This window comes from Brevibacillus soli, assembly GCF_044759095.2.
GTDB lineage: Bacteria > Bacillota > Bacilli > Brevibacillales > Brevibacillaceae > JBIYSM02.
In genome coordinates this window covers 1-22,537 of record NZ_JBIYSM020000053.1, presented here as the reverse complement: position 1 = coordinate 22,537, position 22,537 = coordinate 1, and the positions used below count along the sequence as shown (strand labels likewise).

General features: G+C 49.5%; 26 protein-coding genes and 1 pseudogene. 8 read left to right on the top strand and 19 right to left on the bottom strand.

Features of this window, described 5'->3' with window-relative positions; all coding sequences use genetic code 11:
* Positions 1–226: 226 nt before the first annotated feature.
* From ACE99V_RS17995 to fabL, 7 genes are all read right to left on the bottom strand, one after another.
* Complete coding sequence (locus ACE99V_RS17995; RefSeq protein WP_400492616.1) at positions 227–1,405, bottom strand: MFS transporter; 1,179 nt, start codon at positions 1,403–1,405, stop codon at positions 227–229.
* A gap of 104 nt (positions 1,406–1,509) precedes the next feature.
* A complete protein-coding gene (locus ACE99V_RS17990; protein ID WP_400492615.1) occupies positions 1,510–2,172 on the bottom strand; it encodes a DL-endopeptidase inhibitor IseA family protein in 663 nt (220 codons plus the stop codon).
* Between the two features lie 67 nt (positions 2,173–2,239).
* Positions 2,240–3,454, bottom strand: coding sequence for an MFS transporter (locus tag ACE99V_RS17985; RefSeq protein WP_400492614.1), 1,215 nt, complete (start codon positions 3,452–3,454; stop codon positions 2,240–2,242).
* 44 nt (positions 3,455–3,498) lie between these two features.
* Entirely contained in the window at positions 3,499–5,283 is a 1,785-nt protein-coding gene (locus tag ACE99V_RS17980; RefSeq protein WP_400492613.1) for an ABC transporter ATP-binding protein, read from the bottom strand.
* A 116-nt stretch (positions 5,284–5,399) separates the two neighbouring features.
* Positions 5,400–5,936, bottom strand: coding sequence for a DUF402 domain-containing protein (locus ACE99V_RS17975; RefSeq protein ID WP_400492612.1), 537 nt, complete (start codon positions 5,934–5,936; stop codon positions 5,400–5,402).
* Between the two features lie 195 nt (positions 5,937–6,131).
* On the bottom strand, positions 6,132–6,545 hold the full coding sequence (locus tag ACE99V_RS17970; RefSeq protein WP_400492611.1) for a GNAT family N-acetyltransferase: 414 nt from the start codon (positions 6,543–6,545) through the stop codon (positions 6,132–6,134).
* Positions 6,546–6,624: 79 nt separating this feature from the next.
* Positions 6,625–7,383, bottom strand: coding sequence for an enoyl-[acyl-carrier-protein] reductase FabL (gene fabL, locus ACE99V_RS17965; protein ID WP_400492610.1), 759 nt, complete (start codon positions 7,381–7,383; stop codon positions 6,625–6,627).
* A 187-nt stretch (positions 7,384–7,570) separates the two neighbouring features.
* On the opposite strand from fabL, the gene yfhS reads away from it, so the two are divergent.
* Positions 7,571–7,795 carry a mother cell protein YfhS gene (gene yfhS, locus ACE99V_RS17960; protein WP_400492609.1) on the top strand — a complete coding sequence of 75 codons (225 nt, stop codon included), beginning with the start codon at positions 7,571–7,573 and terminating at the stop codon, positions 7,793–7,795.
* Positions 7,796–8,100: 305 nt separating this feature from the next.
* Here yfhS and ACE99V_RS17955 read toward each other — a convergent pair whose 3' ends face one another.
* The 6 genes and pseudogenes from ACE99V_RS17955 to ACE99V_RS17930 all read right to left on the bottom strand — a co-directional run bounded on the left by ACE99V_RS17955 (position 8,101) and on the right by ACE99V_RS17930 (position 11,366).
* Positions 8,101–8,241 (bottom strand): YfhD family protein, encoded by a 141-nt coding sequence (locus tag ACE99V_RS17955; protein WP_400492608.1) that lies wholly within the window; start codon positions 8,239–8,241, stop codon positions 8,101–8,103.
* A gap of 446 nt (positions 8,242–8,687) precedes the next feature.
* Positions 8,688–8,951, bottom strand: a pseudogene (locus ACE99V_RS17950) (DMT family transporter); the annotation flags it as partial.
* Positions 8,902–9,126, bottom strand: coding sequence for an AlbA family DNA-binding domain-containing protein (locus ACE99V_RS17945; protein ID WP_400492621.1), 225 nt, complete (start codon positions 9,124–9,126; stop codon positions 8,902–8,904). The pseudogene ACE99V_RS17950 and the gene ACE99V_RS17945, both read right to left, overlap by 50 nt.
* 120 nt (positions 9,127–9,246) lie before the next feature.
* A complete protein-coding gene (locus tag ACE99V_RS17940) occupies positions 9,247–9,957 on the bottom strand; it encodes a B3/B4 domain-containing protein (RefSeq protein ID WP_400492607.1) in 711 nt (236 codons plus the stop codon).
* 97 nt (positions 9,958–10,054) lie between these two features.
* Positions 10,055–10,684 carry a LysE family translocator gene (locus ACE99V_RS17935; RefSeq protein ID WP_400492620.1) on the bottom strand — a complete coding sequence of 210 codons (630 nt, stop codon included), beginning with the start codon at positions 10,682–10,684 and terminating at the stop codon, positions 10,055–10,057.
* A gap of 64 nt (positions 10,685–10,748) precedes the next feature.
* Positions 10,749–11,366 carry an FMN-binding negative transcriptional regulator gene (locus ACE99V_RS17930; protein ID WP_400492606.1) on the bottom strand — a complete coding sequence of 206 codons (618 nt, stop codon included), beginning with the start codon at positions 11,364–11,366 and terminating at the stop codon, positions 10,749–10,751.
* 123 nt (positions 11,367–11,489) lie between these two features.
* Between ACE99V_RS17930 and pdxR the strand changes: the two genes are divergently transcribed.
* Positions 11,490–12,869, top strand: coding sequence for a MocR-like pyridoxine biosynthesis transcription factor PdxR (pdxR, locus tag ACE99V_RS17925; RefSeq protein WP_400492605.1), 1,380 nt, complete (start codon positions 11,490–11,492; stop codon positions 12,867–12,869).
* Between the two features lie 551 nt (positions 12,870–13,420).
* Here the strand turns inward: pdxR and ACE99V_RS17920 are convergent.
* The gene (locus tag ACE99V_RS17920) at positions 13,421–13,846 is read right to left on the bottom strand and encodes a MarR family winged helix-turn-helix transcriptional regulator (RefSeq protein ID WP_400492619.1); all 426 of its coding nucleotides are present in this window, start codon (positions 13,844–13,846) and stop codon (positions 13,421–13,423) included.
* A gap of 510 nt (positions 13,847–14,356) precedes the next feature.
* Between ACE99V_RS17920 and ACE99V_RS17915 the strand changes: the two genes are divergently transcribed.
* Entirely contained in the window at positions 14,357–14,518 is a 162-nt protein-coding gene (locus ACE99V_RS17915; protein ID WP_400492604.1) for a hypothetical protein, read from the top strand.
* A 142-nt stretch (positions 14,519–14,660) separates the two neighbouring features.
* Entirely contained in the window at positions 14,661–14,822 is a 162-nt protein-coding gene (locus ACE99V_RS17910; protein ID WP_400492603.1) for a YrzI family protein, read from the top strand.
* A 17-nt stretch (positions 14,823–14,839) separates the two neighbouring features.
* On the opposite strand, the gene mutY is transcribed toward ACE99V_RS17910, so the two are convergent.
* Both mutY and ACE99V_RS17900 read right to left on the bottom strand, forming a co-directional pair.
* Complete coding sequence (gene mutY / locus ACE99V_RS17905) at positions 14,840–15,967, bottom strand: A/G-specific adenine glycosylase (protein WP_400492618.1); 1,128 nt, start codon at positions 15,965–15,967, stop codon at positions 14,840–14,842.
* Positions 15,968–15,998: 31 nt separating this feature from the next.
* Complete coding sequence (locus ACE99V_RS17900) at positions 15,999–16,283, bottom strand: hypothetical protein (protein WP_400492602.1); 285 nt, start codon at positions 16,281–16,283, stop codon at positions 15,999–16,001.
* 161 nt (positions 16,284–16,444) lie between these two features.
* Here ACE99V_RS17900 and ACE99V_RS17895 point away from each other — a divergent pair, with 161 nt between their 5' ends.
* The 3 genes from ACE99V_RS17895 to ACE99V_RS17885 all read left to right on the top strand — a co-directional run bounded on the left by ACE99V_RS17895 (position 16,445) and on the right by ACE99V_RS17885 (position 19,582).
* Positions 16,445–17,446, top strand: a complete 1,002-nt coding sequence (locus ACE99V_RS17895; RefSeq protein ID WP_400492601.1) for a metal-dependent hydrolase — start codon at positions 16,445–16,447, stop codon at positions 17,444–17,446.
* A gap of 150 nt (positions 17,447–17,596) precedes the next feature.
* A complete protein-coding gene (locus ACE99V_RS17890) occupies positions 17,597–18,142 on the top strand; it encodes a pyridoxamine 5'-phosphate oxidase family protein (protein ID WP_400492617.1) in 546 nt (181 codons plus the stop codon).
* A gap of 81 nt (positions 18,143–18,223) precedes the next feature.
* Positions 18,224–19,582 carry a serine hydrolase domain-containing protein gene (locus ACE99V_RS17885; RefSeq protein WP_400492600.1) on the top strand — a complete coding sequence of 453 codons (1,359 nt, stop codon included), beginning with the start codon at positions 18,224–18,226 and terminating at the stop codon, positions 19,580–19,582.
* Between the two features lie 7 nt (positions 19,583–19,589).
* On the opposite strand, the gene ACE99V_RS17880 is transcribed toward ACE99V_RS17885, so the two are convergent.
* Both ACE99V_RS17880 and ACE99V_RS17875 read right to left on the bottom strand, forming a co-directional pair.
* Positions 19,590–20,375: a DODA-type extradiol aromatic ring-opening family dioxygenase gene (locus ACE99V_RS17880; protein ID WP_400492599.1), complete on the bottom strand. Its 786-nt coding sequence runs from the start codon at positions 20,373–20,375 to the stop codon at positions 19,590–19,592.
* Between the two features lie 114 nt (positions 20,376–20,489).
* The gene (locus ACE99V_RS17875; RefSeq protein WP_400492598.1) at positions 20,490–21,101 is read right to left on the bottom strand and encodes a superoxide dismutase; all 612 of its coding nucleotides are present in this window, start codon (positions 21,099–21,101) and stop codon (positions 20,490–20,492) included.
* 211 nt (positions 21,102–21,312) lie between these two features.
* On the opposite strand from ACE99V_RS17875, the gene ACE99V_RS17870 reads away from it, so the two are divergent.
* Positions 21,313–22,080: a TSUP family transporter gene (locus ACE99V_RS17870; RefSeq protein ID WP_400492597.1), complete on the top strand. Its 768-nt coding sequence runs from the start codon at positions 21,313–21,315 to the stop codon at positions 22,078–22,080.
* A 47-nt stretch (positions 22,081–22,127) separates the two neighbouring features.
* On the opposite strand, the gene ACE99V_RS17865 is transcribed toward ACE99V_RS17870, so the two are convergent.
* Complete coding sequence (locus ACE99V_RS17865; RefSeq protein ID WP_400492596.1) at positions 22,128–22,466, bottom strand: thioredoxin family protein; 339 nt, start codon at positions 22,464–22,466, stop codon at positions 22,128–22,130.
* Between the last annotated feature and the right edge of the window lie 71 nt (positions 22,467–22,537).

Here is a 22,537-nt window from a genome sequence, read left to right as displayed (position 1 = left end):
ACTACTTCCATTTAGAGAGCTGAATTCCTTTTGTTTTTGACTTACCCCAGGAATTTTTCAGGGGAAACTAGCTATCGCTGTGCCGAGTGGGGTCCCTTTCTTCGCCGGGCGGGGCCCCGAACACTTTTCTATCGGCTGTATGGGATGTCCAAATTTATAAATTCTTATACACCAAAAAAAACCAAAGAACCCCCAATCTGTTGCGGCAGACCGGGGGTTCTGTTTGCTATTTTCGCGGAAGAAGCACCAGCAGGGCAGAAAAACCGATGAGAGCTGCGGCGAGCCAATAAACCAAGCGAATGTCAAACTGGTCCGCCAAAGCACCTACTGCCAAAACCGAAACCCCAAAGACGACGGAGTCAAGCGTGCCTTTGGCAGAAAACGCTTTGGGCAGCACCGTTTCATCGATTCCCTGCTGCAGGGCGGTCTGTTTGGCAGTCTGCTGAAGCTGAGAAAACGGACCCAAAACGGCTGACAGCAAGAGAGCCAGGAAGGGATCATTCCCCCAGCCGAACGAAAATGTCACCAAGGCGGCGCCCATGGTTCCAACAAAAATGGACCGTGAAAGATACGCCTGGATCTCTCGGGCATACGTCAGCACCAACATCCCGCCGAGGATGGCTCCGAGCATGTAGCTCGCGTTGATGTACCCCCACCATTCCTCTCCCTTCTGCAGCACGTTCTCGACGTACGGTAACAAAATGGCAGCCATCCAGACCGCACCTGCAAGCCCTTCGATCACTTCCATGAAGAGAAGGCGGCGAAGAAACGGCTTTTCCCAAATGGCCTTCCACCCCTCCAGAAGCGTGTGTCCGTCCGAGAATGGTTGACGCAGCCGTTCAACCCGGGGGATTCCCAGCATGGCGACTACCGCCCCCAGATACAAGGCAAACGATCCCCACAGCACATTCACGCTCCCCAGCAAAGTGACAAGGAGTCCTCCGGCAGCCCAACCGCCAAATTGAACGCACTGGTCTGTTGTGGCCAGCCAGCCGTTTGCTTTTACCAGTTCGGACTCTGCAACCAAGCGCGGGACGAGTGCATTTCGCGCCGGATTCGCCCACCCGTCAAGAAAAGCAAGCGCCGCCACAAAGGCGAACACATAAGGCACCGTTTGCGAGGAAGGCACAGATGCAACAAACCAGGTCAATATGAGGAGGATTACAGTTTTCCCGGCCTGGGAGACGATCAGGAGCAAGGTCAATCGTATCCGATCCAGAATGAGCGGTGCAAGAAAGCTGCTGACGGTTTGCGCCGCCACAAAGACGAGAGGAACGATACTCGTATATGCCGCTGATCGGGTCGCGGCGTACACGGCCGAGATCATTCCGACAATGTACAAAACATCTCCCAGATTGGCCAGCGTCTGGCCGCTCCAGAGATACGCAAAACCATTTTTTCGCATCACAAATAACCCCTTTTCGGAAGAGTCAAACAAGTATGGACACACTTTGACAAGAATGCCGAAAAGGGGGATTACAATGGAATCGCTCCTCTGTCAGGGAATGGTTACCGTAACTGGTGAGGCGGGGTGTTAATGCGCCAGCCTGATGATTCCGCCTTTTTCACTTCCACGGTCACAGGCTGAAATTCAAGATTCGGTTCTTCACCATAAGGCACTTTCAGCTCGTATTTTTTCCGATCCGCCGTTTCATCAATCAGAGATGCCTGGGCGTTCTCCCATTGCAGCATGCTGCCTCCGTCGGCGTTTGGCTGCCCCAATCTTCCTTCGTGTTCGATGATGTTGGCTGCCTTGATAAACGCTTCGCTTGCCTCCTGGGTGAGGCTTTGCTGCAGATAGGCCATCAGCTTTTCCTTCGTCTCTATGTCCTTGCCGAGGTAACGATACTCCATGCCGTTTACCTGGAAGGTGGGAATGGGACCGCCATCGGTCGTACCGCCCGCCCCTTCTCCTCCGGTCATCACGTGCCAATAGGAGCTCATCCCCTCGGCTACCAGCTTCACGACCGCCTTTTCGTCCATCTTCTCTTCTGGCGCCGTGACCGGTTGGTTCGTTGCAGGAGCAGGTTCTGTAGGCGCAGGTTGCGCAGGCTGCGTTACCAGAGGCTCTTGTTGAGACGGGTTAGATTCAGGCATGCTCGTTTCCGAGCAGCCGGCTGCAAGCATGGACACCATTGCCGTCAGGATTACATATTTTTTTCCTTTTGTCATCTCGCATCACTCCTTGTGATAAGGAAGACGCACTGTTTCCAGCAATTGTTACGCACTTTATTAAAAATTATTTTTCTGAATCAATCTCTTTTAATGATTGTCGACGCAAAAAGCTGAGGTAGACCCAGCCCGCATTGAGAAACAACAGCACGCTGGTCATCCAAAACACGCCGCTGATGCTGAGGAAACCGGCAAGGAAACCGCCCGTCATCGGGCCGAGCATGCTGCCGATGCAGACGAAGCTGTTGTTGTAGCCGTAGACACGGCTGACCATGTAGCTCGGTGTCGCACGACGCAGCAGCGCATTGACGGAAGGAAGCAGGCCTCCAAGGCAAAGTCCCAGCAGAAACCTCAACAGCACCAGTTGCCAGACGGTCGTCACCAGTGCCTGGGGGATAAACAGTACCGCAGCGGCCAGCAGGCAGATGAACAGCACTTTCTCGGAGCCGTAGCGGTCCCCCAGTCTGCCCAGCCGCGGAGAAGCAAAGACATTGGCCGTTCCCATTGCCGCCGCAACGATTCCCGCCCAGAAAGCGACGTTCTCCCGGGTAGCGAGCAGCTCCTGAATGTAGATAGGCAGGACAGGGAAGATACTGAACAACGCGAACTGAATCATGACGGTGACGAAAAAGAGAGCAGGCAGCTCCTTGGAGGAAAAGATCATGCGGAAATCCTCCCGCAGACTGGACCGCTCTTTGGCCGGCGGCGGAACGAACGTCTCTTTTACCGTAAACGTGATCACCAGGGTGGCAATCAGGATCAAGCTGCCAGTTACCATGAAGATCATGCGAAAGCCGATTTTGTCCGCCAAAAGCCCGCCGAACAGCGGTCCCATGATGGAACCCGCGACTACGAACGACTGCAGCATACCCTGCGCCCACCCTGCCCGTTCCTTCGGGGCGGTTGAGGCAATGAGAGCCGTACTGGCTGGAATGATTCCGCCTACCGTCCCATTCAGAAGCCGCAGCCCCAACAGCTGCCACAAACTGCCTGCAAAACCGGTGGCGGATATGATGACAGACATAAAGAAACCGGAGCGCAGGATCATGATTTTACGCCCGTATTTGTCTGCCAGGTTTCCCCAAATAGGCGAGACAATGCCTGCTGTTAGAAAATTCGCGCCAAAGATGATGCCTGCCCATGCAGTTACCTCATGAGGATCTTCCACCCCAAAATCCTGCTGAATATAGAGCGGCAAAAACGGCATGATCATACTCATCGCCATCATCACGACAAACAGCGAGCCGCACAGTACGTATAAATTTCGTTGCCAAGTCTCCACAGGCTCTCCTCCCATACCTGAGAGCAGAACTGGTTGCCTTCCTTCTACCGGACGGGCATTTGCTCCGCTGAGACGCCGAAGTCCTGAACGTTCCACAACGCGTAGTAGACACCCTTCTGCTCCAACAACTGTTCATGTGTTCCCAGTTCGACAATTCTTCCCTCTTTCATTACCACAATTTTGTCGGCATGGGTGATGGTCGAGAGTCGGTGCGCCACAACAATGGTGGTACGCCCCCGGGTCAAACGGGCCAGCGACTCCTGGATCATGTGTTCCGACTCGAGATCGAGGGCGGACGTTGCTTCATCCAGTATGAGGATGCCCGGATTGCGAAGAAATACCCGGGCGATGGCGATCCGCTGCTTTTGACCGCCGGAGAGCTTCACGCCCCTCTCCCCCAGCTCGGTGTCGTACCCATCCGGCAGTTCGCAGATGAACTCGTGGGCGTTGGCCGCTTTGGCCGCTTCCACCATCGCTTCCTCACTGGCGTCCGGATCACCCATCAGAATGTTGACCCGCGCCGATTCACTAAACAGGATGTTGTCCTGAAGCACCATGCCAATGTGACTGCGGAGGTTTTGCTGTTTGACATCCCGAATGTCCACCCCATCAATCGTGATGCGCCCCTCGGTGACGTCCCAAAAACGGGGCAGCAGGCTGATCAGGGATGACTTGCCGCCGCCGGACATCCCCACAATGGCAACCGTTTCCCCAGGATTGATGGTCAAATTGATCTTTTCCAGCACGTTCGGTCCATCCTCGCGATAGCGGAAGGAGACATTTTCAAAGCGAACCTCCCCGCGAATCCGCCCCGTTAACGGGTCAACCGGCAAAACCCCGGCGTCCGGCCTGTCAACGATGTCGTACTGCTCATCGATAAACTCGAACATCCGATCCATGGAAGCAACGGCCTGGGTCAGCGTCGTAGAGGAGTTGACCAGACGCCGCAGCGGGGTGTACAAACGCTCCAGATAAGCGTAAAAGGCAACCATCGTTCCGACCGTCAGGTTCCCGTAGATCACCTCGTATCCCGCATACCCGATCACCAGAAGCGGCGCGATGTCCGTAATGGAGTTTACCACTGCGAACGTATTGGCGTTCCAGCGTGTGTGGGCGAACGCTTTTTGCAGGAAGTGGTTGTTCTGCCTGGCGAACTGCTTGCTCTCGTGCTCCTCGAGAGCGAAGCTGCGGATCACGGAGATGCCGTTTACCCGTTCGTGCAAATGACCCTGCAGCTGAGCCAGCGCGGCTGACCGCTCTCTCGTGAGCTGGCGAAGCCGTTTGTAAAAGTATTTGACGGAGAAGCCGTACAAGGGAAACACCAGCATCGCGGCAATCGTCAGCGGGACGTTCATGTACAGCATGACGCTGAGCGTCAGTCCGATCGTAATCAGGTCCAGCCAGATATTCATCAATCCGGTCTCGATGAAGCTTTTTGTCGACTCCACGTCGTTGATGACGCGAGAGATCACTTCTCCCACCTTGTGGTTGTTGTAGTAGCGCATCGACAGCCGCTGCAGGTGGCCAAACAGATGATTCCGTATGTCAAACAGGATGCGGCTGGACACCCATTGCGCAAAGTACTGCCGGTAGTATTCGATCGGAGCGCGAACCACCGTAAAAATAAAAAACGCTGCCGCCATCAGCCAGAACAGTCGCGTCAGCTTCTCGGACTGGGGGAGGGGGCTTGGCAGAAGGTCGTCTATGATGTATTTGATCAGCAAGGGAAGCAATAACGGAATGGAAAACTTCAAAATGCCGATGATGATGGTAATGGCGATTTTCTTCCAGTAGGGCATGACGTATGCCATGTAACGCCTGATGCTCAAAAAACAGCCCTCCTCGGTCTTGAGACGTTGGTGCTACCATTTTACACCTTTCTGCTTGGGGTGCATAGAGCGCGGCCCGTGAAAAAGAAATCCCTTCCCCGATCCCGGGAAAGGGATTATTCTTCGTCATCGCGCACCAACAAATAACGCTCATACCAACGCTGGACGAATCCGTTTTGAAAAGGGCCGCGACGTGCGTGCACCCATTCCAGCACTTCCCGAAGTGCGGTTTGCACCCGTTCCACGACAAACGGCGGATAGTTCATTTGCTTGCTGTGCAAAAGGAACTCCTCTTCATCAAGGATCGTGTAGGTCATATCGGGGAAGACCTTTACGTCCAAATCGTAATCGATATAGCTTAGCAAGTGACCTTTCAAGCTGAAGGGCGAGCCGATGTTGCAGTAGTAATAAATACCGTCGTCGCGAATCATGGCAATCGTATTAAACCACTGACCGCGCCCAAACGTACAAATGGCCGGCTCACGCGTTCGCCACTCCCGACCGTCGGATTCTGTTACCTTGACGCGATCGTTTCCGCCGATCACAACAGCATCACTGGAGTGGATCAGGGTCGTCTTGTCCCAAATGCGGTGCAGCGAGTGGTCGTGTTTGAAGCTTTCTATGCGGATGTTTGTGCCTGGAGCTGGCGACATGACCCTCCCCTTTCTTCTCTTCTATGTATGAATGGGGAACAAGCCTCCGTTAAAAAGAGGTGGTTTAAAAAGTCCGGCAAACATTGCAGTCGCATCTTGGTTGCGACGCACAGGATGTGCAAGTGTCGGCGTTGCCCCAGGACGGGGCGTTCTTAGCCGACCTCGGCCCTGTTTGTCCTCCTTTTTAAACACCCACTAAGAAGAGAGCTTTTTGGAAAGTGTAACATATTTTTGCATTTCGTAGCCAAGAGAATGATAAAAAGGGAGGACTTCCGGGTTATCCTGATTGACCATGATCAAGACACGATTGACGCCTCGCTGCTTGAACCGCTTTTCAATCGCCTCCACCAGCTGCCGGCCGATACCTGCGCCTTGCAGTTCGGGGAGAACAGCCAACCGATAAAAGTACGCCCGGGTGCCGTCAATCGTACCGACGACGACGCCGACCACTTCTCCATCATGCTCAGCTACCATAACCAAATCACTGTCCCAGGCCAACTGCTTGGCCAGGTCATTCAGCGATTCCGTTTCCGTTTGATCCAAACCGGTTTCCTGCCAAATACGCGTTATAGCCGAATAGTCACCGAGCCGAAACGGACGAATCAGCATACGTTGCCTCCTTCGATGGCTTCTCCCTCTATTTTACACTACAAGGACAAGTTTGTCTTGGTATGAAGTGAAAGAATCCCTACGTTAAAAGCGAGAGGCCTCCGTCGACGATAACGGTCTGTCCCCGAATCATCCATGCCTTGTCCGACAGCAGGAACATGACGGCGTTGGCCAGGTCTTCCGGCTCCACAATGCGTCCAGCCGGTGTACGCTCCGCGGAGCTTTGCAAAAGCTCCTCCCGATTCGGGAAATGGCGCAGCGCATCCGTATCGACGGCGCCGCCCGATACCGCGTTGACAACGATGTTATGCGGAGCCAATTCAACAGCCAGGTAGCGGGTCAATGCTTCCAGAGCCGCCTTGGACACGCCGACCGCCGTGTAGTTCTCCAGCACGCGAATCGATCCGAGACTGGAGAGGCTGACAATTTTGCCCCCTTCTCCCGTCTTCATCATCAGCTTCGCCGCTTCCTGCGCACAGAAGAGCAGTGCCTTGCTGTTGATCTCCATCGTCCAGTCCCAATGGCTCTCCTCAAGCTCCATGAGCGGGCGCAGAACTCCTGACGCCGCATTATTAACCAGTATATCCAGTCTGCCGAAAACCTGATCAATCTCGGCAAACAACTCTTTAATCTTGGATACGTCGCCTACGTTGGCTTTCACCAAATGGACACGTACGCCTTTTGCCTCCAGCTCTGCTGCCGCTTCGCGGGCTGCCGTGCGGTTGCGCAAATAATTCAGGACCAAATCATACCCCTGATCGGCCAACTGATGGGCGATTGCTTTTCCGATGCCGCGCGTGCCTCCGGTTACAAGCGCCACTTTTCTGGTTGTATTCATAGATTACAGCCTCCTTTTTATCAACTATTAATATCTGGTACTAATTTATGCCGTATTTATTATACACGCCTTCTTCCGTTTGCGCCACGGTTCGAAGTCCAAAAACGGGAATGAATCGTTTTTACCGCGAGCATACTAGGCAGAGAATGTTTTTCCTGATTGGCCGAAACGGGAAGGAGGAGCCTCAGTGTACATTGGACGTGAACTTTCGGAGTTGACCATGACCTCGATCGATAAGTGGGAGCTGAACGAGCTGTTATACTTTCATCACGCCCTGTCGGAGTTGGCCGCCTACCTCAATACGGAAGGTGTATCGCTTCACTCCAAAATCATCCATGAACTGGAGTCGCGCGGACCGATCGGAGGCGACGCGGGCGGGTGGGATCACTCATCAGCACCGGTTTACGATTAACGGAAAGGAGCACCCCGGCATGAAGACGCAAAACCGGCAGCTTGTCGCCATTTGGAGCGTTGCAGTGATCAGTGTGGTAGTAATGATCAGCTTTTTGTTCATGTTTTTCATGTAAGAAAACCCACCCGGCATTAGCTATCCTCGACCCACTCGGCGTTAGCTATCGCTGTGCCGAGTGGGGTCCCTTTCTTCGCCGGGCGGGGCCCCGAACACTTTTCTAGCGGCTGTATGGGATGTACCAATGTTATAAATTCTTAAATACTAAAAAGGTGAGCCGCTTGACCCGGGCTCACCCTTCCTTTTTTCTAAGCTTTTTCGGTCGCGCGTTCATCGGCGGCTTCCGCTCGAATCTGCGCTTCGATATCTTCAATGTCTGCTCTGGCGGGATCGTATTGCACGTCTTCCCTTTTGCCGACAGGCAGCGTCAACTTTCCCTGATCCGACATCCCTTTCCTCCTTTCCCAATGCAGTGTAGTGATTCGTTGCAAATTCTGCCCAATATGCGAGGTCAAAATGGGTGATCGATACACCATAATGTCGGATGAATTCGGGGAAATTATTCTTCTTTCAGTTCTTACATGGGAGTTAAGCAAACGGAGCTGATTCACCAATCAAAACAGAAGCACCCCCCCAATCGCTGGGAATAAATATGTCACTCAACTTTCGCAGGACGAAATTGCCAAACAACTCTTGATGTAGCTGGGAAGAGCGGCAATCCATTGCTGTAATTGACTAAGAAGCCCCATTTTGGGTTAGTGCTGGACACACTAATTTTATCAAAATGAATGGTGTATTTCTTTTTGCTAATCAGATTTGTCAAGGTTACAACTTGATTGCCCTTCTATTCATGCACCACATGATCGGAGGACGTTTTTCAAGGTGCGAAAGTTGAATATGTAACTGTTGTTGGAAGTATTATTTTTTGTCCTTGGAACAGTACAATTGACCCCATCAATATACTGCCCACTGTAAATCCAATAGCATTTGCATAGATAGGGTCTACCTTTAGATTAGCATCTCTTGCAGAACTGGCATCACCAACAGCTGTAAGAAGCGTACCTAAAAAAGCAATGATAATTCCTTTTAAATCATTAATCCCTTGAAAATTATTTAAGGTCGGATAGATGAGGACACATACGCCAAATACCCCTAGAATTCTTTACGGGATCCCTATAAAGTATAGAAGATGCAGAGTGACGCACATATACACTATCATCAGCAATTCCAATTACTAACTCCCCACCATCTGCATTTGCAAAAGCAACTGCGTGCTTTTCAATTTGCCGGGGTTGAATACCAAATGCTTTTCTATCAAAAAAATAACCCTCCATTTTCATGCAATAAATTCGCAGCGAGAGTCTTGTAGAGTCCTGATAAGCATTTATTCTGGACGAAACCGTATTTTTGTCCATATCGACTCACAGGGCATCATTTTTAAACGCAATTTGACCTTAACCAAAGATTGTAATTTCCCTATTATTAATATCTAACACTTCAATCTTCACAATACCACCAAGATTCTGTGACACTAAATCAGACAATTCTTTAAGTGCCATATGAAACTCATCATTTCTTGTTTCATCTATTAATTCGATACAGAGGAATGCATTTTTTGTATTTTCTGTTAACATTGTCCTCTTAGCTTCACGCCAATTCCAGCATCTGCATATTGCACCGGCATCATCTTTATAAACCATTTCACCTTCATATGGTGAAGCATTTTCATCACTTCCCAATGGGATAAACGGTTCGTTACCATTTGCCCGGGTTAGCCGAATATCTCCTACAAAAGTGTCGATATCTTCTCCACCACACGGAAGCCCATAACGTAATGAAATTGAATTATAGATGTCAACAAGCGGGTTTATTGTTCCGATATGATTGCCATTTTTCACTCTTTTTAATAAAGCCTCAATGGAACACCTTGCCCCTTTCTTTGTCTTAAATTTTTGAAAAGTTTCTCGCCAAACGAATATGACTGGATTACTACTGAATTCCTCCAGACTGAAAAATTTATGTGCTTCTTTCTCTGCCTCCTGCAGCAGCTTCTCGTAGATTTCAACGTCCCTTATTGAATTATCAATCCCCTGGCAAATAACGGTGCCTATTTTTGCATGAGGGAATAACGACCAAAAATCATCTTCAATGATAAATCTAGGCATAAAATATCTCTCCATTTCATTTTACTTATTGTCTTGGTAGAATTGCTATTTGTTGTGTCACAACACGACCACACGATAAATTTTCATCATAACACTCTTATGTCTTGGAGGGGCTCGCAAAGGCGGAGAATACCCCTAGAACAATATATAAATAACCAGTTATCCGATTCTGTAACTTTGAACTCACTTTCATCCGCTTTCTAATACTTGCTGCAAGAACTGCATACAGACCATCACTAATAAGAGCTAGGATAATAAATATAGTTCCTAAAAGTAAAAATTGTACTGTGACTGAACCAGCAGAAGGTGATATGAATTGCGGAAAGAAGGCTAAAAAAAAGAGTGCTGTCTTAGGATTCATTACTTCTACGAGCGCTGATTCGTAAAAAATCTTTAATAATTTTTGGCGAGGGGCTTTTGGAATTTCTGAAGTCGTACTATCAGATGTAGAAAATAAAGTCTTACACCCCAGATAGATAAGATAAGCAGCACCCAGGTATTTAACGATATTAAAGGCTGTTGCTGATGTCATAAGGATCGCAGAAACTCCAATTGCTCCAGCTAAAACGTGAACAGAACCACCAAGAGATACACCAAGAACTGATACCAGTCCCGCTTTCTTCCCTTGATCTATACTTCTTGCCATAATATAAAACACAGCTGGTCCAGGTATTATTAACAATGTAGCAGCAGCAATTACAAATAGCCAAATAGTTGAAAACTCCATAATATGCAACTCCTTGTTGTATTTTTGCACATGATGGGCTCCTCCTTGATTGGTGAAAGCAAGGTTACACTTTATTTTTAAGGTTCGCTTTCATCAGGGAGGCAATTTGTTGCTCGTTTGGAAATAGAATCTGTTCCAACTGTTTTATTACGAGCTCTTGTCTGTGCTTGGAATGGTTTTGACTTAGCTTTGCTTTCCCTTCAATCCTATCGATTTTAATTTTGAATCCTTGCACCCCTTTGTTCATAGCTGAGAGAAATTCAGCATCTACATCCTGCAATCTGTAAGAACTGTCAGGAGCTTCATACTTCAATACCATATCATTCAAGGAACTCATTAGCTCGTGTTCATCCTCGATTAGCTCAACTTGTCCGTAAACATGAACGGTCACATAATTCCACGTTGGCACTGCTTGATTGGTCTCATACCAAGAGGGAGAGATATAACAATGAGGACCATGGAAAACGGCTAAGACTGTCTGATTTTGAATATCCTGCCACTGCGGGTTTGGACGGGCAAAATGACCGTACAAATAGGTTTGCTCCTTATTTAACAACAGTGGTAAATGTGTAGCGAAGGGCATTCCTTTATGAATGGAAAACAAAGTTGCAAAACTGTTCTCCTGTATGACATGGTAGGCAACAGTAACATCTTCCATCGTAAAATGCTCTGGCATATACATGTGAAACCTCCTCAATCCTGTTTTTTACATACAACACATATCCTTTACACGGTATGATATAATTCAAGCTGACACGAAAAAAGGTACAATATTAAAAAAATCCACATGTCAGAGGGGGTGCCAATGAAAAATACCATTTTTACCTTCGAAGATAACTCTCCTAAATACAAACAAATCTACGAGAAATTTAAATCATTTATTGAACAAGGCGACTTAAAGGCGAATGAGCTCTTGCCCTCCATTCGTCAACTTGCAGATTCCTTACATGTAAGCCGTAATACAACATTAATGGCATATGAACAACTTGTTGCTGAAGGGTATATTCGTGGAGAGAGCCGAAAAGGTTATTTTGTAAATGAGTTAGAACCCCTTTTATCTCAAGAAGCTCACAGCTCTTCTCATCACAAGCAAACAGAGCCGGTACCACCTGTTCGCATTGATTTCCGCGCAGACGTGGTCGATCAATCGCATTTCCCTTTAATAACGTGGAGGAGGATCTCGAATCAGGTATTAACAGTAAAGGACAGCTTTCGATACGGGGAACCTTTTGGCGAATTGTGCCTACGCGAACAAATCGCAGCATATTTACTCCAGTCTCGTGGGGTGAGAACAGATCCAAATGCAATCATTATCGGAAGTAGTACCCAACAAATGCTTGTATACCTTGGGCATATACTGAAGGATGAGTTCCAGAGTATTATAGTTGAAGACCCTGGTTACGACGGTGCTAGGGAAGCTTTTCAATTCCATCGTTTTATGTTTGAATCTTTGCCGGTTTATGAAACAGGTGCTGATCTTTCACAATTAGAACAAATGAAATCACGATTAATCTATGTAACCCCTTCCCATCACAGTCCATTGGGGGTAAGCATGTCCATTCAACAACGTCAAATGCTTATTCATTGGGCTAACAAGATGGAAGGATATATTATCGAAGACGATTATGATAGTGAATTTCGCTATACACAACAACCATTTCCAGCTCTCGCTTCCATAGATTCAGCAAGAGTCATTTATCTAGGGAATTTCTCAAAGTCCTTTCTTCCAGGAATTCGCTTAAGCTATATGGTGTTGCCACAGCCACTTTTAAACCGTTATAAAAATCAATTTCTTCGTTTCGAAAGTACCACTTCAATTCTTAGCCAACTCACAATGGCTAAATTTATGGAAGATGGAGAGTGGAATCGCCATATTAAGCGTATGCGTCTTGTTTATAAACGAAAAATGCAGCACTTAGTATCAGAATTAAGAAAGCAATTCGAGCAAAATATATCCATTATTGGAGAGCAGTCTGGTTTGTACTTATTAGCCAAAGTACATTTGAAGCGTTCAGAAGAATGGCTAATTCAACATGCTTCTCTTCATGGTGTTAAAGTTTACCCTACCTCACTCTACTTCATTAAAAATCATACCGATAAACCAATTATTAAACTTGGTTTTAGTAATCTTTCTTGTGATGAAATCCAGCTTGGTGTGAAGCTCTTAAAAAAGGCATGGTTATAAAATACATCACACGTTTGCCACTTAAGAACGCCTTCCTATTGGTAGATCGGCTTCAAAAACTGCGCGGGATCAGTCTAAATCTTTATTTTCGCAGAACATAATCTACTTTTGCAGAAGCCACTCATCATTGAACTAACGAAGATCGTTAGTTCAACAAAAAAAGCGGCGAACAAAGGCTTTATTTTATAGTCTTTGCGCCGGACAATTATCACTATCGTCTTAATCTGCTGATATAGCTTCTATCAAGTAATATTTCCTTTCTGACTGTGTTAATTCAGTTCCTTTTGAGTAACTTCGCGTGTTGGTCTACCTTCCAACATACCAGGGCTCGCTTGGCTCCTATTCGTACAAATCATACGCAGGCGCACCACAAAACAGCCCTTTCCGCGAACGGAAAGGGCTTGCTGATGTCCCTATTATTTATCTTCATTGGCCACTGGAACATTCCAGGTCCAGCCATAATAGTTCGCAACGATCGGTTGATCCGCTTGCGGCATCACGCGGACAGCGTTGTCATCGGCCAGTTCCTCCGGTCCTACCGTCGGCTAGCGTCACTGTATGCCTTGCTTCAATTTTCGGAGAAAGTATGTAAACTGTTCCAGCTCGTCGTTGGTAAGATTAGCCAACAGCTTGGTCAAGAGTTCCCTCCGTCTGTTCAACAGACGTTCGATCAAGGGGACCGCTTTTGCCGACACCGTTACCCAGACCACACGCCGATCCTGCTCGTCGCGAACCCGGTCGACATATCCGGCTTTCACCAAGCGGTTCAGCGCGATGGTCGTGGCGCTGTTGGACTGTCTCAGCACGGAAGCCAGCTCGGATACGGTGCTGCGCTGTTTCTCGTACAACACACGCAACAGAATGAACTGCTTGGGGCTGATTTCCACTTCTTCTGCCAACAGCCAGTGGCTGATAAAGAATCTGGCCATTTCGATAAAGACTTGATCCAGCTCTTCAATTTGTTTGGCGCGGGACATTTCGTTCACATCATCACCCATATTGAGAAAGTACTTACTTTTACTATAAAACTATAGCGGGTGAATACATAGAGAGCAAGCATTACTCTCCGTCATTCAGAAAATGAAACATAGCATCCCTATTTTGTTCCCAACCGTTCTTCCTTTGGTTTTCCATTTTCTGAAAATACTTTTAACTTGAAAATGGGCAAAAAAAGCTTTACAGCGGGAAAAATTTGCCATATCCTATGGATACGACAAATACACCTTGAAGGAAAGGAGGCAGCACCCAATGATGAATGCAGTACTCACGGTTGATCTTGTTGCAGTGACACCAACTTCATACGGAAGCGCCTCCCGGACGGACGAATAGCATTTCGTTTTCCTTTGTATACCCTTCTCGTCCAATACAACCGTAGGCGCTCCCGCTTACGGTTTTCTTATTTTCTCAAGCAGATTGAGACCGTAGGATGCTTCCATTCCCGCGGTCTTTTTCTATAGATCATGTTTCATGGAAAGGTGGTGATACGTATGATATTCAACTTTTTGTTCTTTACCGTAAAAATTGAGCGCAACGCGGTCAGCCCCGAACTGCGTCTGGCGGAGATGAAGCGCAACCAGTTCCTGAAGGAGCGGGAAGAAGCGCAAGCGATGGAAGCAGCCATGTTGCCGGAATTTATCAGCCGCATGTAATTTCTGCCAGATATTAAACCCCGGGAGGGATGAACGTATGACCAAGAAACAACGGCGTCAACTTATGAAGTTTACAGGAGTAAAATCGATAGACGGTACCTGACTGACTGGAACCTGTTTATAAAAGGAGCGTGAAAACGCAATGTACATTCCGATGATCTTTTTCACCATTATCATCGAAAAACGCAAGGTTACTCCCCAGGAGCGTGAAGCGATCTTGCGCCAGCAAAAGGCCCTGCAGGAACTGGAAAACCAGCGCCTGTGGCATAGCGCCGGACTGCCTGAATACTGTACTCGGATCTAATAAAAAAAGCGGCCTGATCACATCAGGTCGCTTTTCGTTTGCTGCGCAAGCATCTGCAAGATTTTATGGTGAGCCGCCGGGAAGGCGTAGGCTCCCAGCTCCTCCGGTGAAACAAAGCGGGCTGTCAGCGGGAGATCGCCTCCCTCGATCCAGTCACATAGATAAACGTCCATGTTCCACTGCAAATGGGAAAACGTATGTTGTATCGGTGTAAGCCGCTCTGTCACCTCCGCCTCCAGCCCGAAGCGTTCCCGCAGACTTTTTAGCAGAACCTCTTCCTTCTCCAACCCGGCAGGAAGCTCGGTTTCTGCCATCGGAAACTCCCACATACCGGCAAGCAGCCCCTGTTCAGGGCGTTTGTTAATCAATACCTGTCCGTCGCGTACGATGACGGCCACTGCCAGATTGACGGGACGGGGCGGTTTCGCTTTTCCCTTGACCGGCAGTTCTTCCTGCACCCCTTCTCTACGGGCGAGGCAATAGTCAAACACCGGGCAGGTCAAGCATTGAGGGTTGCGTGGCAAACAGATCAGAGCGCCCAACTCCATCAACGCCTGGTTAAAATCACCTGCCCTGCCGTGCGGGATGGTCTGCCGGACGAGATGTTCAAACTTGATTCGGGTCGACGGCTTGGCAATGTCGTCTTCCATGTAGAGCAGCCGGGAGAATACCCGCATGACGTTGCCGTCGACAGCCGGTTCAGGCTTTTCGTACGCAATGCTGAGGATGGCGCCCGCGGTGTAGGGACCGATGCCTTTCAGCGTGGCGATTTCCTCCGGCGTATCCGGAACGATCCCGCCGTACTTGGCCTGTACCTCGCGCGCGGCTGCCTGGAGGTTGCGGGCACGGGAGTAGTAGCCCAATCCCTCCCACGCTTTTAACACCTCTTCTTCCGGTGCCTCTGCCAGCGCTTCGACGGTTGGAAACTTTTCCATAAAGTTGCGGTAGTACGGCTTCACCGTCTCCACCCGCGTCTGCTGCAGCATGATTTCGGACACCCAGACACGGTACGGATCGCGGTTTATGCGCCAGGGCAAGTCCCGCTTTTGCGAATCATACCACGCCAGCAAATCGCGAGAAAATCCAAACACGTGAAATTCTTCCGGTAGTTTATACGACAACGGTTCGCGTTTTTTCCCTGCCATCATTCTTAGCGTACAATCCTCCTGCATTCCTTTATTCAACCGGGCGAAATGCCCAGACATGCACTTTGGCCTCTCCTCCCGCCACACAGGCGCAAAAGTCCCGGTCGGCCAGGCGCCATGCTTTGATCTGGTGGTAGTGTTCCTCCGTTTCGACCTCAAAGGTCTCGACAAACAGGTTGGGCTGGTCCATGCCCTCATAGCTGCGGTACCCGCTTGCGCCGAGGACAGCGAGCCGCTTCGGCATGAGCGACAGTTGTTGGAGAAACGCTTCCCGTTTCTCTTCAGCAACCTTGTATTCAATAAAGATGGTGAGCATCTCAGGATGCCTCCTTTTATCGACTGGCTTTTACTATGATACCTGTCTGTGTGTCAGCGAACAAGGCTGAGAACTTTTTTTCCAACCATACGGGAATTCCCTCGGTCAACGCGCTATAATAATGAGTAAGCATTGCCGGAAAGAAAGGAGAGATGTGATTCATGGATACCGCTACACACTTTGCCATGGGCTTCGGGCTGGCTGGGCTTGCTCATCTGGATCCCGTTGTGGCTGCTTCGCCCGGCTTGGCTGAAGCCGTCATGATCGGCACCGTCATCGGCTCGCAGGCACCCGATCTGGACGGCTTCACCCGCATCAGAGGCAGCGCCTCTTACATTCGCAATCACCGGGGAATCTCTCATTCTGTTCCTGCACTGTTCTTCTGGACGCTTGCCGTGTTCGGGCTTGTCCAGTTGATCTCGCCGCAGGCACATTGGGTCCATCTGCTTGGCTGGATTTTTTTGGCGGTCTGTCTGCACGTTTTTGTAGATTTGTTCAATTCATACGGGACCAAAGGACTTTATCCCTTTCATAAAGACTGGATTGCCTTCCATGTCATTTTTATTTTCGACGCATTCATCTTCGCCATGCACCTTGTTGGGATCACACTCTGGGCGGCGGGAGCCGAGCCGGGCAGACTGTTCCTCTGGATCTACCTGATTATCGGCTGCTACTACTGCTGGCGCTATCAGGCGCAGAAGCGAACGACGGAACTGGTTCGTGAAACGATCGGAAAAACAGGCACGTATACGATCATGCCCACCCACTCATGGAATCAGTGGACGTTCGTGGTGAAGACAGACCAGCACTGGTACGTGGGTGAAGTGAACGCCGGAGAGGTGCAAATCCTCGACGTTTTCTCCATCAAGCCGGAAAGCGAGCTGATTTCCATTGCCAAAAAAGACTGCAAAGTACAGTCGTTTCTCTCATTTAGCAATTACGCCCACGCAGAAGTGAAAGAGCAGCCGTTTGGCTACGAAGTCAGATGGATCGATCTGCGGTACCGGGCTCGTTATCAGGGAAAAAGCCATTACATGTTCGTCTCGGTCGTCTGCCTGGATAAACAGCAGCAGATTCGCGACTCCTTTGTCGGCTGGATTCATCGCGGCGAGGAACAGCTCGCAAAGAAACTGAATCCGGAAAAAGAGATACAGATCAATTAAGCTTGATTTCCGGAAGAGCACCTGCAGATTGCTGCTGGTGCTTTTTTGCCGTATCTGACCCGTTGCCCCGAACCATATCTGCCCCTTTTTTCATGGTCACTCTTCTCCTACGATAGAGACACCAACAGGAGAAATGGAGTGGGAGAAAAAATGTTTCCTATCAGGTATTCCAAACGTGCATGTGAGGATCGGAAAAAGATCGACGAATTTTTATCAACGGCAAAGGTGGGGCATCTGGGATTGAGCGACGGGGAATATCCTTACGTGCTCCCGCTGAACTTTTGCTGGCACAACGGCAGCATATACTTTCACGGAGCTGATGCCGGAAGAAAAATCGAGGTCATCCACAAGAATCCGAACGTCTGCTTTACCGTGTGTGAAGAGTACGGCACGATCGCTGATCCGGTGCCGGCCCGTACTGATACCGGATACATGAGTGTGATGCTCTTCGGCCGTATCGAACGGGTGGAAGATTCCCGGGAGATGACGGAAGCGCTGCAGGCGATGCTGGACAAACACGTCCCTGGTTATTACGGCCAACCGCTGTCCGAGCAGCATGTAAGCCGCTATCGCTCATCGATGGGAAGCGCGGTAGCCGTCTTCCGCATTATTCCAGAGACACTGACAGCCAAAGACAATCCCCTGCCTGAGGAGAAGCGTTTCTACCCCGGCAGGACAGTTTACATGGACAACTAGCAAACCGACACGCTGCGGCATAGGCAGGCGTGCCGGTTTTCCATTATGATTGAATCATCTTCCATTGAAGGAGAATGTTGAATGAATACTGCCGGACAAATTCCAAATAGTCTGAATGATTACGTGAATAGATGGGAAGCACGCGGGTATTTTCAGGGTTCCCTTCTGGTCGCACAGAAAGGAGAGATTCTCCTCACAAGAGGCTGCGGAGTGGCTAACCTCCAGCACGACGTGGCGAACACACCTCAGACGGCGTTCCGCATCGGCTCCATTACCAAGAGTTTTACTGCAGCAGCCATCCTGCAGCTTTGCGAACAAGGCAAACTAAGCCTGGACGACACTCTGGACCGATTTCTTCCCGACTTTCCGCGGGGCGAACGCATCACCGTTCACCAGCTCCTCACCCACACCGCGGGAGCAGCCAATTTCACCTCGCTCCCTGACTACTGGGGCAAGCGGATGCGCCTTCCCGCAACACTGGACGAGATCGTGCAGCTGATAAAAAGCCTTCCGCCTGATTTTGAACCGGGAAAGAATTTTGGTTACAGCAATTCGGGTTACATTCTGCTGAGCAAAATCATAGAGACGACGTCTGGCCTGCCCTATCGAGACTACATTCGAGAACGAATCGCGTACCTTCTCGGTTTGGAGAATACGGGTTGCGATGACGGACGGACCATTGTCAAGAATCTAGCCGCCGGATACACCGTCGACAAACAGGTTCGATTAGCGGAGCCCATCGACATGTCTTTTCCCCTCGGAGCGTATGGGATGTACTCCACGGTGGAAGACTTGTTCCTCTGGTTGGAAGCATTGCGTGATGGACGTGCCATCAATCGGACATCAGCGGAACGGATGTTCCAACCCTACGAGCATGGCTACGGGTACGGTTGGGCCGTCGACAGTCTGCTGGCAAACGGGAAAGAGCGGGTCTGCTACGGTCATTTTGGCGACATTAACGGGTTTGCCAGCGACATCCTGTATGTTCCGACCGAACAGGTAACGGTTGTCGTGCTTAGCAACTTCAATCTGACCCCGGTCATGAAAATGAGTCGAGATCTCGCTCGTATCACACTCGGCGATACGGTTGAAATTCCCGAGGCCGTCGACCCGATCCCCCTTGATCCGGTAACAGAAGCCCGCTATACGGGAGTGTATCGAATGGAAGACAGAAAAGGGGAAATCGCTATCAACCGAGAGGGCAGTGAGCTCTACATCACCATGCCCAAACAGTATGGCGTCCCCTATACATACGGCCTCATTCCAGTCGAGCAGCGCCCACAATTCACCCGCTTCGTCGCCCGTTTTCTGGACGAGGAAATTACGTTTTTCCACAATCAATCGGGAAATGTGGAGAAACTGATGCACACTGATGTCTACCGAAATCCTGTTACCGCTACGAAACTTACTCGAGAGGCGGCACCATCCCAACAAGGATGACCGGACATCATTCCTTCCCGAATTTCCAGATGACGTGGCTGAGGTTCCCCAGCTGGAAGCTGATGTGCAGCCGCTCGGCCGAGCGCTGGTCATCGGCTGCCCCCATGGCATAGAACAAGGGCACAAAATGCTCGTTTCCATGTGGAGGCACAGCCATGCGGGCATGCGGGGCAAGCTCTTCGTAACGGAACAGGGCAGAAAGATCCCAGCGGGTTACCTTGTCCGCAATCCACTCTTCAAATTCAACTGCCCAATCATCCGGACGGTCTCCTCTGGAGGAACGCATGGTGGCAAAGTTATGGACGGTTCCGCCGCTGCCCACAATCAGAACATCGCGGGCACGCAATGCGCTCAGCGCTTTTCCCACGGCGTATTGCTGCTCTGGCGTCAGCTCAGGGTTGACGGACATGGCTATCACCGGAACGTCCGCCTGCGGATAGAGGTGCTTGAGAATCACCCATGCCCCGTGGTCAAGCCCGCGCCGATCCTCCATCCGCACGGGAATGCCTGCATCCGTCAGCAATCGGGCCACCTCCTGCGCCAGGGCAGCATCTCCCATTGCCGGGTAAACGATCTCGTACAACTCCTGGGCAAAACCGCCGAAGTCGTAAATCATGCCATACTGTTGAACCGCGCTCACCTCCTGCACGCGGCTTTCCCAGTGAGCGGAGAAAAGTAAAATCGCCCTTGGGCGAGGCAGCTCACGCGTTGCTTGTGCCATCGCTTTGGTGTAATCATTTTGTTCCAGTGCGAGTGTCGGGGCACCGTGCGCAAGAAAAAGGGAAGGCATCATGGATGTTCACACCCTTTACTATAGTAACTTTATTACTTTTTGTAAGTATAATACCACAAAGAAAAGCCCTTGACCAGATATTCTTGCCGGTCTAGGGCTTTTGCATGCAGGTTTTTACTTCTTCGCTGCTTCGTAACGCTTGCTTACTTCGTCCCAGTTTACTACGTTCCAGAATGCACTGATGTAGTCAGGACGCTTGTTTTGATACTTCAGGTAGTAAGCGTGCTCCCATACGTCCAGACCGAGGATGGGCGTCTTGCCTTCCATGATCGGGCTGTCCTGGTTTGGTGTGGAGGTAACAGCCAGCTTGCCGCCGTCCACAACCAGCCAAGCCCAGCCGGACCCGAAACGGGTGGTAGCTGCCTTGGTGAATTCAGCCTTGAAGTTGTCAAAGCTGCCGAAAGTGTTGTTGATGTCGTCAGCCAGTGCGCCGGACGGTGCGCCGCCGCCGTTCGGGCTGAGGATTTCCCAGAAGAGGGAGTGGTTTGCGTGTCCGCCGCCGTTGTTGCGAACTGCGGTGCGGATGGACTCCGGAATCGCATCCAGATTGCTGATCAACTCTTCAATGCTTTTGGATTGAAGGTCAGGATGTGCTTCCAAAGCCGCGTTCAGGTTGTTTACGTAAGTAGCATGGTGACGGCCATGGTGAATCTCCATGGTTTGCGCATCGATGTGCGGTTCCAGTGCATTATGAGCGTAAGGCAATGCAGGAAGTTGATGTGCCATTGTTTCATTCCTCCTTCATATGTATGGGTCATGCTCCCATTTTATTATAAACCAACCTGCTGACTTCTACAACAAACCGGTATGCTAAGTTTCATTAATTCATTTTATTTGTATTTTTACTGTATCTATATCAATGATAACCATCTTGCAAAGGCCGCCCGCCATGCTAGACTTGGTTTCATACACTACCTTTGAAATCAGGTGATTCCAAGTGGAAATGGAACTATCAACCATCCTGTTTCTCGCTTTTTTCGGCTTCGTGGCCGCATTCATTGACAGCACGGTCGGCGGCGGCGGGCTGATCTCGCTTCCAGCCTTGCTTGGTTTGGGCATCCCGCCCTATCTCGCCCTCGGCACCAACAAGCTGGCTGGAACCATCTCCTCTGCTACCAGCTCCGCAACCTTTATCCGCATGGGGAAGTTCGACAAGAAACTCATGCTGATCCTGTTTCCGGTCTCATTCATCGGGGCCTTTTTCGGAGCCAAAACAGTCTTGTTCATCCCGCAAGAAGTGTTAAAAACGCTCGTCATCGTCATGATGGCCATTATTTTCGTTTATACCCTGCTGAACAAAAAATTCGGAGAAAATACAACCTTTAAGGGATACACCCGTTTTTCACTGGGCCTCGGCATTCCTCTCACCTTTCTCATCGGCTTCTATGACGGTTTTTTTGGACCGGGTACCGGCTCCTTCTTCGTTTTCCTGATGGTCCTGCTGTTTGGCTACGACTTCGTCATTGGCGCGGGAAACGGACGGATCCTCAACCTGGCCAGCAATTTAGCTGCTCTCGGCGTCTTTATTTGGGAAGGAAAAGTGATCTTTCTGACGGGTTTGACAATGGGGGTAGCGATGCTGATCGGTGCTTCGCTCGGCGCACGGATGGCGATCAAAACAGGGGTCCGCTACGTTCGCCCGCTGTTTTTGCTCGTGTCGATCTGCCTTATCACGAAAATGATTTACGAGTTAATCTTTTCTTAAAAAATGCTACTGTAAAGCGCTCAAATGACCGTGCACTTTTTTTCTTATTACTTGATAATACTGGTGTTGGAAAAGAAAGTTTCAAATTCCAGTTCAGAAACTGCACCAATCAACCTATGGGATTCCTTCCCGTTTTTAAAGAACACAAGGGTTGGGGTTTTATCGATATGATATGTTCCCCAACTACTTTCAAATTCTAACAGGTTATGTTTCATTACATTAATTTGTTGCTTTTTTGCGACATCAACAATTACTGGGGTTGCTGCTTTACAATGTTTGCAAGTTGGGCTGTAAAAATAAACATAGAAGCTTTCATTATTATTTATTTTTGCAGCTAACTCATCGGCAAGTATTTGATTTCCATAGAGTGGATCTTTTAGTGTCAATAGTCTGTGAAAATGTCACCTTATCTGTTCAGTGAAAATGTCACTTGAATATCAAATAAAGTGCCCCAGTG